The organism is Streptomyces sp. NPDC005494, from assembly GCF_042872025.1.
Lineage (GTDB): Bacteria > Actinomycetota > Actinomycetes > Streptomycetales > Streptomycetaceae > Streptomyces.
This window is the reverse complement of record NZ_JBIAJR010000003.1, coordinates 443815-460671: the sequence shown is the minus strand read 5'-3', so window position 1 is coordinate 460671 and position 16857 is coordinate 443815. Positions and strand designations below refer to the sequence as shown.

At 73.0% G+C, this 16857-nt stretch carries 12 protein-coding genes; 3 read left to right on the top strand and 9 right to left on the bottom strand.

The window, feature by feature from the left end; genetic code table 11:
* Nucleotides 1-93: 93 nt before the first annotated feature.
* On the bottom strand, nt 94-510 hold the full coding sequence (locus ACFYQ6_RS12035) for an MGMT family protein (protein WP_361573471.1): 417 nt from the start codon (nt 508-510) through the stop codon (nt 94-96).
* Nucleotides 511-726: 216 nt separating this feature from the next.
* Between ACFYQ6_RS12035 and ACFYQ6_RS12030 the strand changes: the two genes are divergently transcribed.
* The 3 genes from ACFYQ6_RS12030 (at nt 727) to ACFYQ6_RS12020 (ending at nt 6779) form a co-directional block, all read left to right on the top strand.
* Entirely contained in the window at nt 727-3450 is a 2724-nt protein-coding gene (locus ACFYQ6_RS12030) for a lysylphosphatidylglycerol synthase transmembrane domain-containing protein (RefSeq protein WP_361573469.1), read from the top strand.
* Between the two features lie 77 nt (nt 3451-3527).
* Nucleotides 3528-5123 carry an alpha/beta hydrolase gene (locus tag ACFYQ6_RS12025; protein WP_361573467.1) on the top strand — a complete coding sequence of 532 codons (1596 nt, stop codon included), beginning with the start codon at nt 3528-3530 and terminating at the stop codon, nt 5121-5123.
* A gap of 81 nt (nt 5124-5204) precedes the next feature.
* Nucleotides 5205-6779: an alpha/beta hydrolase gene (locus tag ACFYQ6_RS12020; protein ID WP_388762742.1), complete on the top strand. Its 1575-nt coding sequence runs from the start codon at nt 5205-5207 to the stop codon at nt 6777-6779.
* A 65-nt stretch (nt 6780-6844) separates the two neighbouring features.
* Here ACFYQ6_RS12020 and moeZ read toward each other — a convergent pair whose 3' ends face one another.
* The 8 genes from moeZ to ACFYQ6_RS11980 form a co-directional block, all read right to left on the bottom strand.
* On the bottom strand, nt 6845-8023 hold the full coding sequence (gene moeZ / locus ACFYQ6_RS12015) for an adenylyltransferase/sulfurtransferase MoeZ (protein WP_145803412.1): 1179 nt from the start codon (nt 8021-8023) through the stop codon (nt 6845-6847).
* Between the two features lie 84 nt (nt 8024-8107).
* Nucleotides 8108-8935, bottom strand: coding sequence for a spherulation-specific family 4 protein (locus ACFYQ6_RS12010; protein ID WP_388762741.1), 828 nt, complete (start codon nt 8933-8935; stop codon nt 8108-8110).
* Complete coding sequence (locus tag ACFYQ6_RS12005) at nt 8923-9888, bottom strand: NAD-dependent epimerase/dehydratase (protein WP_361573460.1); 966 nt, start codon at nt 9886-9888, stop codon at nt 8923-8925. The genes ACFYQ6_RS12010 and ACFYQ6_RS12005 overlap by 13 nt, the downstream gene beginning before the upstream one ends.
* Nucleotides 9889-10020: 132 nt before the next feature.
* Complete coding sequence (locus ACFYQ6_RS12000; RefSeq protein WP_388762739.1) at nt 10021-11262, bottom strand: hypothetical protein; 1242 nt, start codon at nt 11260-11262, stop codon at nt 10021-10023.
* Nucleotides 11255-13033: a DUF3492 domain-containing protein gene (locus ACFYQ6_RS11995; RefSeq protein ID WP_388763023.1), complete on the bottom strand. Its 1779-nt coding sequence runs from the start codon at nt 13031-13033 to the stop codon at nt 11255-11257. Before ACFYQ6_RS11995 ends, ACFYQ6_RS12000 begins: the two co-directional genes overlap by 8 nt.
* A 189-nt stretch (nt 13034-13222) precedes the next feature.
* A complete protein-coding gene (locus ACFYQ6_RS11990; RefSeq protein ID WP_388762737.1) occupies nt 13223-14866 on the bottom strand; it encodes a dipeptide ABC transporter ATP-binding protein in 1644 nt (547 codons plus the stop codon).
* A complete protein-coding gene (locus ACFYQ6_RS11985) occupies nt 14863-15852 on the bottom strand; it encodes an ABC transporter permease (RefSeq protein ID WP_388762735.1) in 990 nt (329 codons plus the stop codon). The genes ACFYQ6_RS11990 and ACFYQ6_RS11985 overlap by 4 nt, the downstream gene beginning before the upstream one ends.
* Nucleotides 15849-16856, bottom strand: a complete 1008-nt coding sequence (locus ACFYQ6_RS11980) for an ABC transporter permease (protein ID WP_388762733.1) — start codon at nt 16854-16856, stop codon at nt 15849-15851. Before ACFYQ6_RS11980 ends, ACFYQ6_RS11985 begins: the two co-directional genes overlap by 4 nt.
* Between the last annotated feature and the right edge of the window lies 1 nt (nt 16857).

Genomic DNA, 16857 nt, shown 5'->3' with positions numbered 1-16857 from the left:
CCGCGTCCCCCGTCACATGTGCGCCCCGGCGGCCGGGTCCCTCCCCTTCACCGGCCCGGCGCCTGTCCCGTCGGGGCAGGATGGCGGAAGCTGTCAGATGTGAGCTTTGTCGCCCGCGTCCGGAGCACCGGTCGCGCCGTCCCACCTGGCCCGCCTCATGTCGAGGCGCGGAAGGTGCCCGTCCGCCCCGTTCGCGGCTTCGCGCAGCGGGGTGCCCTCCTCGCGGTAGTGGTCCAGCGCCCGCAGTTCGTGGCCCGGCAGCAGCGCCCCGTCCGACCGCACCACACGCCACCAGGGCACGGCGGATCCGTACAGCGCCATCACCCGTCCGACCTGTCTCGGCCCGCCGTCGCCGAGCCACTCCGCGATGTCCCCGTACGTCATGACGCGGCCCGGGGGGATCAGGTCGGCCACGTCCAGGACCCGCTCCGCGTAGACGGGCAGCTCGTCGGTCACGGGAGTGGCGGGCGGGGCGCCGGGCCGGTCACCGCTCGTCCGGTCTTCGCTCATCCGTCACATCCTGCCGTACGCCACCGACAGCCGGGAGTGCCCGGTGTCGTCCTGGTCACACAGCGTGCAAGACGGGGCGAAGCCGCGTATGTTGCGCATCGCGCCTGTGCCGTGCACCCTGATGCCCCCCTCTGTCCGCAGGCCGTGCCACCATCATGCGGGCGGTGACCGGTGATACGAGAACACGAAGATTCATCAGAGGCGAAGGAGCAGGGCGTGCAGCCACCGAAGGCGGCGGACGCCTCTGACGCCGAGCCGCGTCCGGACGCGTCGGAGGCGGGGGAGGCCCCCGAGCAGGACGGCAAGCCCCTCGCGGGCTCGACCCTCGCGTCCGCGGACGCCGCGCTGAGCGATCGTGTCTCGGGCGACGAGCCGCTGCTGCCCGCCCGGGTGCACCGCCCTTCGGACCTGCTGCGGCTCCTCGTCGGCGTCCTCGCGATCGCGCTGCTGTTCTCCATCGCCGCCTTCGCCCAGGGCACCACCACCGGCCTCGAGGACGACATCTCCAAGGGCACCGACCAGGCGCCCGACCTGCTGATCAAGCTCGCGGGTCTGGTCTCCAGCATCGCCGTGCTCCTGGTGCCGGTCGCCTTCGCGATCGAGCGCCTCGTGAAGCGCGACGGTCTGCGGATCGCGGACGGTGTGCTCGCCGCGGTGCTGGCCCACGGGGTGACCCTGGCCACCGACCTCTGGGTCGCCAGATCGGCCTCCGGCACCATCCGGGACGCGCTGACCCAGCCGCAGCCCGGGGACGCGCTCACCGACCCCGTGCACGGCTATCTCGCACCCGTCATCGCCTACATGACGGCCGTCGGGATGGCCCGCAGACCCCGGTGGCGGGTCGTGCTGTGGGTGGTGCTGCTCCTGGACGCCTTCGCGATGCTGGTCGGGGGCTACACCACACCGTTCTCGATCGTCCTCACCGTGCTGATCGGCTGGACGGTGGCGTACGGCACCCTGTACACCGTCGGCTCACCGAACGTACGCCCGACCGGCCAGCACCTGATGGCCGGTCTGCGGCACGTCGGCTTCCGGCCGGTCGCCGCGATGCGCACCGAGGAGGCTCCGGAGAGCGTCGAGCAGAGCGACCGGGGCCGCCGCTATCTGGTCACCCTGGAGGACGGGCCACCGCTGGACGTGACGGTCGTCGACCGTGAACAGCAGGCCCAGGGCTTCTTCTACCGGGTGTGGCGCAGGCTCACCCTGCGCACCATCACCCAGCGCCGCTCCATCCAGTCGCTGCGCCAGGCCCTGGAGCAGGAGGCGCTCCTGGCGTACGCGGCGATCGCCGCCGGGGCCAACGCTCCCAAGCTGATCGCCACGTCCGAGCTGGGCCCGGACGCGGTGATGCTCGTGTACGAGCACATCGGCGGGCGCTCGCTGGACGCCATGGAGGACGAGGAGATCACCGACGAGCTGGTCCGGGGCGCCTGGCGGCAGGTGCGGGCACTCCAGTCGCGGCGCATCGCGCACCGCAGGCTGACCGGTGACGCGATCCTGGTGGATCGTTCCGGCACGGTGTTCGTCACCGATCTGCGCGGTGGCGAGATCGCCGCGGGTGACCTGATCCTGCGCATGGACGTCGCCCAGCTGCTCACCACCACGGGTCTGCGCGTGGGTGCCGAGCGGGCCGTCGCCGGGGCCCTGGCCGTGCTCGGGCCCGACGCCGTCGCCGACTGTCTGCCGCTGCTGCAGCCGATCGCGCTGAGCCGCTCCACCCGGGCGACGCTGCGCAGGCTCGCCCGGGAGCGTTCGCAGCGCGAGCGTGAGGCGGTGCTGGAGGCTTCGCAGGCGGCGAAGCAGGCGAAGGCCGAGGAGCACGACGCCTCCGCGGCCGGCGACCGCAAGGCCGCCCGCAAGTCGCTCCGTACGGAGAAGCAGGCCGAGAAGCGGGCGATGGACGACGCCCTGGAAGAGGCCCGCGAGGAGGACATGCTGGCCCAGATCCGCCGGCAGGTGCTGCTGATCAGGCCGCAGGCGCCGGTCGAGCCGGTACGGCTGGAGCGCATCAAGCCACGTACTCTCTTCAGCTTCATCGCGGGTGCGATCGCCGCCTACTTCCTGATCTCGCAGGTCACCGAGGCCGACTTCGGCACGGTCGTGGAGCAGGCCGAATGGGGCTGGGTGGCGGCGGCCCTGGGCTTCTCGGCTCTGAGCTACGTCGCCGCGGCCATGAGCCTTCTGGGCTTCGTGCCCGAGCGGGTGCCGTTCGGGAAGACCGTGCTGGCACAGGTGGCGGGGTCGTTCGTGAAGATCGTGGCACCGGCCGCGGTCGGCGGCGTGGCACTGAACACGCGCTTCCTGCAACGCGCCGGGGTACGCCCGGGGCTCGCCGTCGCCAGCGTCGGCGCGTCCCAGTTGTTCGGTCTCGGCTGCCACATCCTCCTCCTCGCTCTCTTCGGTTACCTGACGGGCACGGAGAAGACCCCGGACTCCCTCACCCCGTCGAGGACGGTCATCGCCGGCCTGCTCACGGTCGCCGTGCTCGTGCTGGTCGTGACCGCGATCCCGTTCCTCCGGAAGTTCGTCGTCACCCGGGTGCGGTCACTGTTCGCCGGCGTCGTACCGCGCATGCTCGACGTCGTGCAGCGCCCGCAGAAGCTCGTCACGGGCATCGGCGGGATGCTGCTGCTGACCGGACTGTTCGTGCTGTGCCTGGACGCGTCGATCCGCGCGTTCAGCGGTCCCGACGTCCCCCAGCTCAGCTACGCGAGCATCGCCGTCGTCTTCCTCGCGGGCAACGCCCTGGGCTCGGCCGCGCCGACCCCGGGCGGCATGGGCGCGGTCGAGGGTGCGCTGACCCTGGGTCTGATCGCGGTCGGCCTGCCGAAGGAGGTCGCGGCGCCCGCGGTGCTGCTGTACCGCGTCATGACCCTGTGGCTGCCGGTGCTTCCCGGATGGCTCTGCTTCAACCAGCTGACCCGGAAGGGCGAGCTCTAGAACATCCGCGCGAGGCAGGGCCACTCGCTTGGCCCACGCCCCGCGCGCCGCCCCACGCCCCGCCGCACGATGGGGGCATGAGGACTTCCCCCGCCCTGCGTGCCGCTGCCCTCGCCGCCACCGCCACCGTGCTCCTGCCGCTGGCGGCCTGTTCGGACGACGGCGACGACGGAGGTACGGAGGCGAGGCCCACGGTGGCCGCGACCGCGGCCCCCACGGCGACGCCCCGGGAGCTCGCCTCCCAGAAGCTCGACTGGCAGCCCTGCCCGGCGCCCAGCACGGCCCAGGGCAGCGGCACGGCTCCCTCCCCGCTGCCGGGCGGGGCCGCCTGGGAGTGCTCCTTCATGGACGCGCCCCTCGACTGGGGGGACCCGGACGGCCGGACCATCGAACTCGCCCTCATCCGCGCCGCCGCCAAGGACAAGGACCGGCGGATCGGCTCGCTGATCTTCAACTTCGGCGGCCCCGGCGCCTCCGGCGTCGCCACGCTTCCGTCCTTCGGCACCGACTACGACGCCCTGCGCACCCGCTACGACCTGGTGAGCTTCGACCCGCGCGGGGTCGGCCGCAGCGAAGGCGTGGAGTGCTCGGACGACGCGGCACTCGACGCGCGCTACGAGCAGGACGGCACCCCGGACGACGCCGAGGAGGAGAAGGAGTTCGTCGAGGACCTCAAGTCATACATCGCGGACTGCGAGAAGAACTCCGGGGACGAACTGCCCTACGTCGGCACGACGAACGCGGCCCGGGACATGAACCTGCTGCGCCAGGTGCTCGGGGACGACAAGCTGTACTACTTCGGGATCTCGTACGGCACCGAACTGGGCGGCGTCTACGCCCATCTCTACCCGAAGAACGTCGGAAGGGCCGTCCTGGACGCCGTCGTCGATCCGACGGAGGACTCCCTGGAGTCCTCGATCGGACAGGCGGAAGGCTTCCAGCTCGCCCTGGACAACTTCACCGCCGACTGTGCGGAGCGGGACGACTGCAAGCTCCCCGGAGCCACCTCGAAGGAGGTCCAGGACTGGATCGCCCGTCTCCTCGCCGACCTGGAGAAGAAGCCCGTCCCGGGGCTCGGCGAGCGGGAGCTGACCCAGACCCAGGCCACCACGGGCATCGCGTCGGCCCTCTACTCCCAGGAGACCTGGCCGCTGCTCGAACAGGGGCTCGACGAGGCGGACGGAGACAACGGCGGGCTGCTGCTCGCGCTCGCCGACTCGCTGAACGGCCGCTCCGAGGACGGTTCCTACGACAACTCGAACGCCGCCAACACCGCCGTCAACTGCGCCGACTCCGAGCAGCGGTTCACCCTGGAGCAGACACGGCAGGCGCTTCCCCGGTTCCGCGAGGCCTCCCCCGTCTTCGGTGACTACCTCGGCTGGGGGCTGATGGCCTGCACCGGCTGGCCCGTCGAGGGCGCGTGGGACTCCCCGGACGTCAGTGCGCCCGGCTCGGCCCCGATCCTGGTCATCGGCAACACCGGGGACCCGGCGACCCCGTACGCCGGGGCGAAGGCCATGGCCGCGGAACTCGGCAAGGGCGTCGGCGTCGAGCTCACCTACAAGGGCGAGGGGCACGGCGCGTACAACAGCGGCAGCACCTGTGTGCAGAAGGCCGTGGACGGCTATCTGCTGGAGGGGAAAGTGCCGAAGTCGGGAACGGTCTGCGGGTGACCGCTCGTTGGACGGCCGGACATCGGTGACGCCCGGACCGCTCCGGGTGCCCGGCCCGGGGGCTCAGGGGAGGAAGCGCGCATGCGCGTACGCGGACGTGGCCGCTCGGTCACCGCGGCGACCACGGCCGCCCTGCTGCTGACGGCGGTCCTCGCGGGATGCGACGGCGGCCCGGCGCAGCCGCAGTCGCAGTCACCGAACGGCTCGTCGCGGGAGCGCCAGGACCCGGAGCGCCAGGAGTCACCGGGGCACACGAAGACGCCGGGCACGTCCCGTCCGCTGGAGTGGAAGCGCTGCGCGGCTCCGGAGGGCGGCAGCGCGCCGGGCCCCGCATGGCGCTGCGCCACCCTCGACGTGCCCCTGGACCACGCAGAGCCGGAAGGCAGGACGATCGGCATCGCGCTGATCCGCAAGCCGGCCACGAGGAAGGGCGAGCGGCTCGGGTCGATGCTCTTCAACTTCGGCGGCCCCGGCGGCTCCGGCGTCGGCATCCTGCCGCGCGCCGCGGGTTCGTACAGGCAGCTCAACACCCGCTACGACCTGGTGGGCTTCGACCCGCGCGGCGTCGCGGCCAGTGCGGGGGTCCACTGCCGCAGCGACGAGGAGCAGGAGACCGCCTACCGCGAGGTGGACATGACCCCGGACACGGCGGCGGAGGAGGCCGCGTTCGTCGCCGACGGCACGGCCTTCGGCGCCGGCTGCGCACGCCTGTCCGGCACGGTGCTCCCCCACGTGGGCACCTCGAACGCCGCCCGGGACATGGAAGCGATCCGGGTGGCCCTCGGCGACCGGAAGCTGTCGTACTTCGGCGTCTCCTACGGCACGGAGCTCGGCGGTACGTATGCCCACCTCTTCCCGGACAAGGTCGGGAGGGTGGTGCTGGACGCCGTGGTCGACCCCACGGCCGACTCGGTCGGCCACGCGCGCAACCAGGCGAAGGGCTTCCAGCGGGCCCTGGAGAACTACCTGCGGGACCGCGGGCAGGACCCCGGCGCGGGCACACGGCGCATGGCGCGGCTGCTGGAGCGGATCGACGGCGATCCGCTGCCGACGGCCTCCGGCCGCGAGCTCAACGAATCGCTGGCCGTGCTCGGCATCGTGAAACCCCTCTACTCCAGGAGCGGCTGGCCCACCCTGACGGCCGCGCTCGACGAGGCGGAGAAGACGGGCCGGGGCGACCGGCTGCTGGCGCTGGCCGACACGTACAACGGCCGGGACGGGGACGGGCACTACGACGACCAGGCCCACTCCCAGCGGGCGATCTCCTGCGCCGACGCGAAGGCGAGACCGACGGCCGCCGAAGCCCGGGCACTGCTCCCCGAATTCCGGAAGCTGTCACCCGTCTTCGGCCCGTTCCTGGCGTGGGACACGGCCGGCTGGTGTGCGGGCTGGCCGGTCGAGGGAGAACGCGACACCCCTGAGGCGAGCGCTCCCGGCGCCGATCCGATCCTCGTCATCGGCACGACCGGCGACCCGGCGACCCCGTACGAGGGCGCGCGGCGGATGGCGGACGAGCTGGGCGAGGGGGTCGGCGTCATGGTGACCAACAAGGGCGAGGGACACGGCTCGTACGGCGGGAGCGCCTGTGTGACCGCCCTGGCCGACGCCTACTTCCTGGACGGAAAGGTCCCGGCCGACGGCCGCACCTGCTCCTGACGCCCTGGTACGCGAGAAGGGCCGGCCCCGTTCCTCCGGAGCCGGCCCCTCTGCGGTACGCGGGTCTAGTAGACCGGCTTCTCGGGCTCGATCTGGTTCACCCAGCCGATGACGCCGCCGCCGAGGTGCACCGCGTCGGCGAAGCCCGCCGACTTGAGGACCGCGAGGACCTCCGCACTGCGGACACCGGTCTTGCAGTTCAGGACGATGCGCCTGTCCTGGGGCAGGTCCTGGAGGGCGGTGCCCATCAGGAACTCGTTCTTCGGGACGAGCCGGGAGCCCGGGATCGAGACGATCTCGTACTCGTTCGGCTCACGGACGTCGATGAGCTCGATCTTCTCGTCGCCGTCGATCCACTCCTTGAGCTGCTTGGGAGTGATCGTGGAACCGGCCGCCGCCTCCTGGGCCTCCTCGGACACGACGCCGCAGAAGGCCTCGTAGTCGATGAGCTCGGTGACGGTGGGGTTCTCGCCGCAGACCGCGCAGTCGGGGTCCTTGCGGACCTTCACCTGGCGGTACTGCATCTCCAGCGCGTCGTAGATCATCAGACGGCCGACCAGCGGGTCGCCGATGCCGGCGAGCAGCTTGATGGCCTCGTTGACCTGGATGGAGCCGATGGACGCGCAGAGCACGCCCAGGACACCGCCCTCGGCGCAGGACGGAACCATCCCGGGCGGCGGGGGCTCCGGGTAGAGGCAGCGGTAGCAGGGACCGTGCTCGGACCAGAAGACGGACGCCTGGCCGTCGAAGCGGTAGATCGAGCCCCAGACGTACGGCTTGTTCAGCAGGACCGCGGCGTCGTTGACGAGATAGCGGGTGGCGAAGTTGTCCGTGCCGTCCACGATCAGGTCGTACTGCGCGAAGATGTCCATCACGTTCTCGGCTTCGAGCCGCTCCTCGTGAAGGACGACGTTCACCAGGGGGTTGATCCCCTGCACGGTCTCCTTGGCCGACTGGGCCTTGGACTTGCCGATGTCGGCCTGGCTGTGGATGACCTGGCGCTGCAGGTTCGACTCGTCGACCTCGTCGAACTCGACGATTCCGAGCGTGCCGACGCCGGCCGCGGCCATGTACATCAGAGCCGGCGAGCCGAGACCTCCGGCTCCGACACAGAGCACCTTCGCGTTCTTCAGCCGCTTCTGTCCGTCCATCCCGACATCCGGGATGATCAGGTGGCGGGAGTACCTGCGGACCTCGTCGACGGTGAGCTCAGCAGCTGGCTCGACCAGGGGTGGCAGCGACACAGGAACCTCAACAATGCAGGTGGTCGGTTTCTACGTACTTCATCTACGTACGGTTGTTCTCCCGTAACACTGCCACGCCGCTCCTCATTCCGAGATACCGGGTCCGATCCGCGAGACGAATTCGTCCCAGTAGCTGGGCAGTGCCGCGAATGGGTCGCTTTGTCCCCTCGTGCCGTCCCGGTCCGTGAAGAAGATCGTCCCCGCTCCCTGCCAGCGCGCGATGCGCATGGCCTCCTCCAGGTGGGTACGCGGGACGCCGTGGACGAAGTGGGCGAAACGGCCCGGCTCGTAGGCCGCGGTCCATTCGGCCACCTGAGACCAGCGGTAGTCGGTCCAGGGCCCGCGGAAGGTGACCAGCTGGTCGGCCGCCTCGGCGTAGCCGGGGTGCGGGTGGCCGTCGTGACCGAGGACCAGGTGCCCGCCCCCCTCGTCCGCGCTGTCGCTGTCGGCCAGGAGCGCGGTGAGCGTGCTCGTCAGCCGCCGGACGGCCGGGAGGCGGTCACGCTCGGCCGGGCAGTGGTGCAGATAGAACCCGCCGACGCGGTACCAGTCGAGGTAGGACTGGGCGTCGGAGATCAGCTCCCCGAAGGGCCGGCTGCCGAAGGCCAGGTCGAGGTGGCCGAGCAGCCTGCCCCCCGAGGCCCGGACGGTGTCGTCCGGGGCCTCCCCGTGCATCGCGCGTTCGCGGGCGTTGCGGAGGCGTCCGGCCGCCTCCAGGCAGTGCGGGTCGGGGCGGGCGCCCGGCCCGTTGTCGATGTTGAGGACCGCCCAGTGCAGGGGTGTGCCCGGCCGGTTGAGCCCGTCCCATTCCCCGGGGGCGAGGAGCGGATGGGCGTAACCGGGCACGCCCACACCGAGCTGTTCGGCGGCGCCCGCCCGCAGGACGGAGCCGGTGCTGCTCAGATACGGCATGCCGCCTCCATCCAGATGTCGGCGAGGGACTCCTCCAGATTGATCCGGGGGCGCCAGCCGAGCCGGTCCCTGGCGGTGCGGACGTCGGCCTGCTGCCAGGCTCCGCAGCCGTCGGGATAGGGGGACGGTGTCGCCCCGAGGTGTTCGACGACGGACTCCGCCGACGCCCGGGGGGCGCCGATGGGGAGGCGGGCGGGCGGCGCGTCCAGTTCGTGGAGCGCGCCCGCGTATCCGGCGACCCTGGCCAGAACGGCCGCCGCGTCGCGCAGCCGCACGGCCCGCCCCGTGCCGATGTTGACGACGCCCTGGGCCGCGGAGAGCGACGCGGCGTGCACCGCACGCGCCACATCGCGTACGTCGACGAAGTCACGCTGCACCCCGAGACCGCTGAGCTTCAGCTCCGGGTCGCCGGACTGCATCGCCCGGCGCATCGTCTCGGCGAGCCTGCCGAGCGGGGAGCCCGCCGGGGTCCCCGGGCCGACCGGCGAGAAGACCCGCAGGACGACCGCGTCCAGACCGGAGCCGAGGACGAGTTCGGTGGCGGCGAGCTTGCTGACGCCGTACGGACCTCCCGGGCGGGGCACGGCGTCCTCGGCCGTGGACGAGCCGGGCTGCGAGGGCCCGTACTCGGAGGCGCAGCCGACCTGGACGAGCCGCGCGCTGCACCCGCTCCGGCGCATGGCCTCACAGACCGTCGCGACGGCGACGGTGTTGTGGCGGGTCAGGTCGCGGGCGCCGCCGCGGGTGGCACCGGCGCAGTTGACGACGACCCCGGGATGGACGGCGTCCAGGAAGCGGGTGAGCGCTCCGGGGCTGCCGCCCGCGAGGTCGAACCGTACGTCGGCGTCGTCGCCGCGGCCCAGCGCCGTGAGGTGCACGGCGGGGTCGGCGAGCAGGCGGTCGGCGACGAAACGGCCGAGGAATCCGTTGGCTCCGAGCAGCAGAACCCTCATCGCGCACCCCCTCGGTGCCGACGGCGTGCTGCCGGTGCGGGGGCTTGGGGGGTCATGTCCGGTGTCTCCTTGAGGAAGGGGTGAGCGGGGGAGGCCCGCGGCGTCGGCTCCGCGGGACGTGCGGGGGCCCGGCTACGCCGGGGCGTGGGCGGATGCCCGGGTGAGGGCGACCGATGCGTGGACCAGCAGCGCCAGCGCCGCGACGCCGCAGGCGAGGGCGGGTACGCCACCGGGGCCGGCAGCCGCCACGACGATGTCGACCGGCCTGGCGACGAGGTCGAGACCGGGCAGCCGTCCGGCGAGTACCAGGAAGGGGGCCGCGACCTCGACGGCGCAGGCGGCGGCCAGTCCGGTGGCGGCGGGTTCCGGGAACCCGTGCACGGCCAGCAGGCGGGCCACGAAGAGCAGTCCGCCGAGGGCGACGGGGGCCGCGCTCACCACGGGGGCGTCCGCCGCGCCCGGGTGTCCGAGGCCGGCCAGGAACAGCAGTCCGGTCGTCGCGCACAGGAAGAGCGCGACGACGCTGAGGAGCAGCGGGCGTACGCCGGCGCCGAATTCGGCCAGTGCGTGGGACCCGGCGAGCCGGCGCCGAGCGTGAGCGGCGAACAGGTGTGCGCACCAGGCGGCGGGGGCCAGGGCGAGCGCGAGCCCGAGGAGGGGCGCCGGCGCCGCGGACCAGTCGCCGTCGGGGCCACCGCTGATGACCTGGGCCAGCAGGTCGTCGCCGTACACCGCGTAGCCGAGGAGCCAGCAGACGTAGAGCGTGACGCCGCCGGCGCCGTCGGGGGCGTGCAGGGGTCCGGCGCGCAGGCAGAGCCGGAGGCAGCCGAGGACGAGCAGGGCTCCCACGGCGGTGACCGCGCATCGGGCCTCCCCGCCGAGGACGCCCTCGGTGGCCCGGAGTGCCCCGGCGGTCGCGAGGCAGGCGGCGCCGGGCAGCAGCGCGGACAGCGCCCAGCCGCCCCGCGGCTCGGTGCCCGGCTCCGGCCGCGCCGCCGGGTGCCGGGCGCCGGCCGCTCCGCCCGCGCCGGGGACACGGGCGTAGAGCTCCTCCGCCAGCGAGAACACGTCACGGTGCCGGTAGCGCGCGGCGGCGCGGTCGGTGAGCCCGTGCGCCTCCAGGCCTGCGGCGATCTCCAGGGGGTCGACGGCCCGCTCGCAGAGGTCGCGGTGCCGGTGCAGGAGTACCTTCACCGGGTCCGCGGTCCCGCGCCGGGCGGCCGTCCGCCGGGTGGGGTGGTGGGCGATCTCGGGTGCCCGGACGGCCCCCTCGTCCCCCGGACGCGCCCCGGACGCGGCGTCCGGGGTCGGGGCTTCGGCCGGTCCGCCCATCGGGGCACCTCCGTGGTCGTGGTGGCTCGTGTCGTCACGCATCGCCGTCCCCCGCTCCGCGTGCGCCCGCGCACACGCCTTCGGCGGCGACGGCCCAGCTCGGCACCCGAGAGGCTCCGGACCCGACCGGCTCGCGGGCCGGTTCGCCCAGCACATGGGCCTCCGGGGGCGTGGCGAAGGGGCGCGGCGCTCCGGTCGGGTCCTCGGGGTCCGGCGGTGCCGTCCACCGGGCCGGGGCCTGGCTCACGAGGTCGAGGTAGATGCCGCGGAACGCCGCGAGGTTCTGCTCGACGGTGAAGAGTTCCAGCGCCCTGGCGCGCGCCGCCGCCCCCAGGCGCGCACGGCGCTCCGGGTCGCGCAGCAGCGCGAGGCAGGCATCGGCGAGCGCCCGTGGATTGCGCGGGGGCACCACCAGCCCCGTACCGCCGACGACCTCGACCACGGCGCCCACGTCCGTCGAGACGGTGGCCCGCCCGCAGAACATGGCCTCGACCAGGCTGATGGGGAAGCCCTCGACGACGCTGGACAGGACGACGACGCCACCCGCCGCGTAGGCCTCCGCGAGATCGGGCACCTCGGGGCCGCCGATCTCCTCGAAGGTGACCGGGTTGTCGCCGATCGCGTGTGCGTCCGCGGCCTCGTCGGGGAAGAGCTGGGCGGCGAGGGCTCGGCACCGGTCGAGGTAGGTCTCGCCCTCCGCGCCCTGGGCGGGCGCGCCGAAGATCCGCAGCCGGGCGCCGGGTTCAGCCTTGTGCACCTCGGCGAAGGCGTGCAGCAGGGCGACGAGGTCCTTGGCGGGTTCGACCCGCCCGATCCACACCAGGGTGCCAGGACCGCCGCCGTCGTCGCCCTCACCCACGGCGGCGAAGCGCTCGGCCTCCATACCCGGGTAGACCGTGCGCAGTTTGCCGCTGTCGGCCCCGAAACGCTCCTGCCAGCGCCGTACGTGCGTGTTGCCGGGGGTGACGAGCGCGGCCTGCCGGTACACCTCGGAGGCGAGGAGTCCGTGGAAGTTGGCCAGGAGGGCGCGCACCGGCGCGCCGAGCGGGCTCTCGGGCGCCGCGAGGTAGTGGGCGCGCAGCGGCACGCCGTGCTCCGTCACGAGCAGTGGCACACCGAAGAAGCGTTTGGCCAGGAGCCCCGGCAGGGCCGCAGCTCCGCCGGAGGCCGCATGACAGAGGTCGACCGCGCCCAGGCCGTCCTCGTCGTACCAGTCGAGGGAGAGGGGACGCAGCGCCCGCTCCAGCCCGGCGGCGAAGTCGAGGTGGTCGGGGACGGTGGCACTGTGGACGGTGCGCCCGGTGCCGGGGGCGCGGCAGGCCGATTCCACGATGCGTACGGTCGCCTCGGAGCGCAGGGCGGTGTGCAGTCCCCCGCGCTCCTGGGCCAGTTCGGCGAGGCCGTAGAGGCCTTCCGCGAAGAGGTCCGCCGCCGTGTCCGGCTCGCCGGATGCGGCGGCGGCCTCCGGGCTGGCGCAGACCGCCTCGACGAGCGCCGTCACGTGCGCCGTGAAGCGCCGCCGGTCCCGGCGCCCGTACGCGCGCCCCAGTCCTGTGGCGATCCGGCCCTGCGGCCTCCGGTGACGGCCGGGGTGCCGGGTGTCCTCCTCGTGGGTCCACAGGGGCGCGGTCCGCACCCGGCCGACCCGGTCGGGGAGCCTCACCCAGCCGCGTCGTTCCTGGTCGGCGGAGCGGCTGAGCGCGAAGAGGTCGAACTCGTGCTGGGGCAGACCGCGCACCAGACGGTCGCACCAGAGTCTGGACTCACCGGTCGCATACGGATAACCACCGTCCGTGAGGAGTCCGATCCGCACGAGCACACCCCCGATCTCCCTTGTGGGCGGCCGCCGTTGATCGGCGACTCGCAGCGGGACGACCGTAAGCGGATTCGCGGGTGGTGCGACGGACGGTTGTCCGTCGCACCACCGAAAGGGGTGAACCGTCGTAACTTTCCCGCGCCGGTCGCGTTCTGTTGCGACAATGGGGCGTTCAGTTACTCACGGTCAGGCTGCGGCCAGTTCCCTGCGGGTGGCGCGGCGCACCGCGGCGAGCGCGGGGTCGAGTGCCGGCACGGCCGCCAGGAGCTGCCGGGTGTACGGGTCCCGAGGCGATCCGTACACCTCGTCGACCGGCCCCTGTTCGACGATCCGGCCCTGCCGCATCACCGCCACCCGGTCGCTGACCTGGCGTACGACGGCCAGGTCGTGGGCGATGAAGACGAGGCCGATGCCCAGCTCGTGCTGGAGCTCGGCGAGGAGCGCGATCACCTGGGCCTGGGTCGTGACGTCGAGCGCGGAGACCGGTTCGTCGCACACGATCAGTTTCGGCTCGGCGGCGAGCGCACGCGCGATGCCGATCCGCTGCCGCTGACCGCCGCTGAACTCGTGCGGATAGCGTTCGTGGTGTCCGGCGTCGAGGCCGACGCGTTCCAGCAGTTCGCCCACGCGGGCCCGGATCCGCCCCTCGTCCGTCTCCCCCGCCGCCCGGATCGGGTCGGCCACGGACTCCCCGGCCGAGCGGCGCGGGTTGAGCGAGGCGACCGGGTCCTGGAAGACCATCTGGAGCTCGCGCCGGAAGGGTCTGAGGCCGTTCTCCGGCAGCGAGGCGATGTCCCTGCCCCGGTAGCGGAGGCCGCCCGCCGTCGGGTCGAGCAGACGCACGAGCATGCGCCCGAGGGTTGTCTTGCCGCTGCCGCTCTCGCCCACGATCCCGAGGGTCTCGCCCGCGTGGAGGGTGAGCGAGACCTCGTCCACGGCGGTGACGCGCCCGGCTCCCCGGCCGAACTCACGGCGCAGGCCGACGGCTTCGAGCAGCGGCACGTCCTCGCCCCCGGCGGCCCGGGGCCCCGGAATCCGGGACGCCCGCTTCGCGTCCACCCGGGGCACCGACGCCAGGAGCTCGCGGGTGTACGGCTCCCGCGGGGCGCCCAGCACCTCGGCGACCGGCCCGCGTTCCACCGCCCGGCCGTGCCGCATCACCAGGATGTCGTCGACGCTCTCGGCGGCGACGCCCACGTCGTGGGTGACCAGCAACAGGCCCGTGCCGGTCTCGCGGCGCAGCTCGTGCAGCAGGTCCAGGATCTGGGCCTGCACGGTGACGTCGAGAGCCGTGGTCGGCTCGTCCGCCACGATCAGCCGGGGTTCGCAGGCCAGGGCCATCGCGATGAGCACCCGCTGCCGCATCCCGCCGGAGAACTCGTGCGGCCGGAAGCGGGCCCGGCGGGCCGCGTCCGGGATGCCGACCCGGTCCAGGACCTCGACGGCGCGGGCCCGTGCCGCCCTGCGGGAGACACGGTTGTGCACCCGGTACACCTCGGCGATCTGGTCGCCGACCGTGTAGTACGGATCGAGCGAGGAGAGCGGGTCCTGGAAGATCATCGCGGCCTCGGCGCCCCGCAGGGCCCTCAGTCCGGCCTCGTCCGCGGCACCCACATCCGTGCCGGCGACGTGGACGGTCCCGGTGACCCGGGCGCCCGTGCCCCGGTGCAGCCCGAGGAGCGCCGAGGCGGACGCGCTCTTGCCGGAGCCGGATTCCCCTACGACACCGAGGGCGGCTCCCGCCTCCAGCGTGAAGGAGAGTCCGTCCACGGCACGGACGTTCCCGAAGTCGATGGTGAGGTCCTCGACCCGCACCAGCGGTGATGTCATGACAGGACCACCCGTCGGTCGGCCAGCGCGTACAGGACGTCCGCGACGGCATTGGCGAGCACCACGAAGAAGCCGGCCACCAGCACCATGCCGACGACCACGGGGAGGTCGACGACCTTGACCGCGTGGACCAGTTCGCGCCCGATGCCCGGGATCCCGAAGAGGGACTCGGTCAGTACGGCACCGCCGAACATGCTGCCGAAGTCGAGCGCGCTGAGCGCGATCACGGGCGCGAGCGCGCCTCTCAGCGCGTGCCGCCCGATGATCGCGCGTTCGCCGACCCCGTACGCGCGAAAGGTGCGCACATGGTCCTCGGCCAGTGTCTCCAGCATGGAACTCCTGGTCAGACGGGCGTATTTGGCGGACTCGATGAGAGCCAGGGAGACCCATGGCAGCAGGAGCCCCCAGGCCCACTGCTCGGGGTTCTCGGTGAACGGCACGTAGGCGGGTGAGGGCAGCCACTGCAGCGTGGAGCAGAAGACGATGATGAGCAGCAGCCCGATGACGAAGACCGGCGTGGCCGTGCCGGCCAGCGTCAGCCAGGTCAGCACCCGCTCGGTGATCCGGCCCCGCCGCCAGGCCGACAGCACCCCGGTACCGACGCCGAGCAGGATCCACCCGGCGAACGCGCCGATCACGAGCGAGCCGGTGGCCGGCAGTTTGGCCAGGATCAGCCGCATGACCTGCTGGTCGCTCTGGTACGAGACTCCGAGGCAGGGCGCGGAGCAGTGCTCCACGCCCGTGCCGGTGGAGAAGTCCCGCCCCGCGACGACGCCCTGGAGGAAGTGCCCGTACTGCGTGTACACGGGGTCGTCGAGCCGGAGCTGTTCGGTGACCTGGGCGACCTGCGCCGGGGAGCAGCGCGGTCCGCAGGCGATCTGGGCGACGTCGCCCGGTGCCACGTAGAAGACCGCGTACAGGATGACGGTCAGGGAGAGCAGCACGAAGACGGCGCCTCCGAGCCGCCGCAGCAGGAACCCGGTCATGTCGTCGGCTCCTTCGCACGTTCCTCGCGCTGCCCGCGCCCGGTGCCGATCCGCAGCCGGGAGGCGGCCCGCGGGTCGAGTGCCGTCCGGATGCCCTCGCCGAGCACGGTCAGCGCGAGCACGGTGACGAACAGCAGCCCGGCGGGCAGCAGGAGATAGGTCGGGGCCGACTGGTACCAGGTGTCGGCCTCGGTGAGCATCTGACCCCACGAGGGCGTGGGCGGTTTGATGCCGACGCCGAGGAAGGACAGGGCCGCCTCGACGGTGATGTTGACGGGGAAGAGCAGCGCGGCGTACGTGATGACGGGCGCGGCGAGCGAGGGCAGGAGTTCGCGCCGGGCGATGCTCCACCGTCCGCGTCCGGCGAGCCGGGCCGCCGAGACGAAGTCGAGGGACTTCAGGGCGAGCGCCTGGGCGCGCACGATCTTCGACGTGCCCGCCCAGTTGATGCCACCGATGACGAGGGCGATCAGCACGGGCCGGGGGAAGGAGGACGGCACGATCGCGAGCAGCCCCAGCGCGATGACCATGAGCGGCAGGGCGACGTTGATGTCCGTGATCCGGCTGAGGACCTGGTCGACCCTGCGGCTGCCGAGGGCGGCGGCCAGTCCCACGGTCACCCCGATGGTGACCTGGAGGACGGTGGCCACGACGGCCACGCCGAGCGAGACCCTGGCCCCGTACACGACGCGGGCGAAGAGGTCGCGGCCGGTCTGCGGCTCCACGCCGAACCAGTGGTCCGCGCCGATGCCGCCGAAGGAGCCGATGGGGACCCCGCCGGCCGCCGAGTCGACCAGGTCGGGGTGGTAGGTGTCGGGGTCCTGGCCCGCGAGCGCGGCGAGCAGCGGCGCGGCGATCGCGGCCAGGAAGAGCAGGAGGACCACGGCCGCCGCGGCGGTGGCCGCGCGCTGTGCGCGCAGCCGCCGCCAGAACTGCCGGGCCCCCGAGGCGGGAGCGGCGACCGGGGCCGCTCCCGCCTCCTGGACCAGAAGTGCTTCCGACATG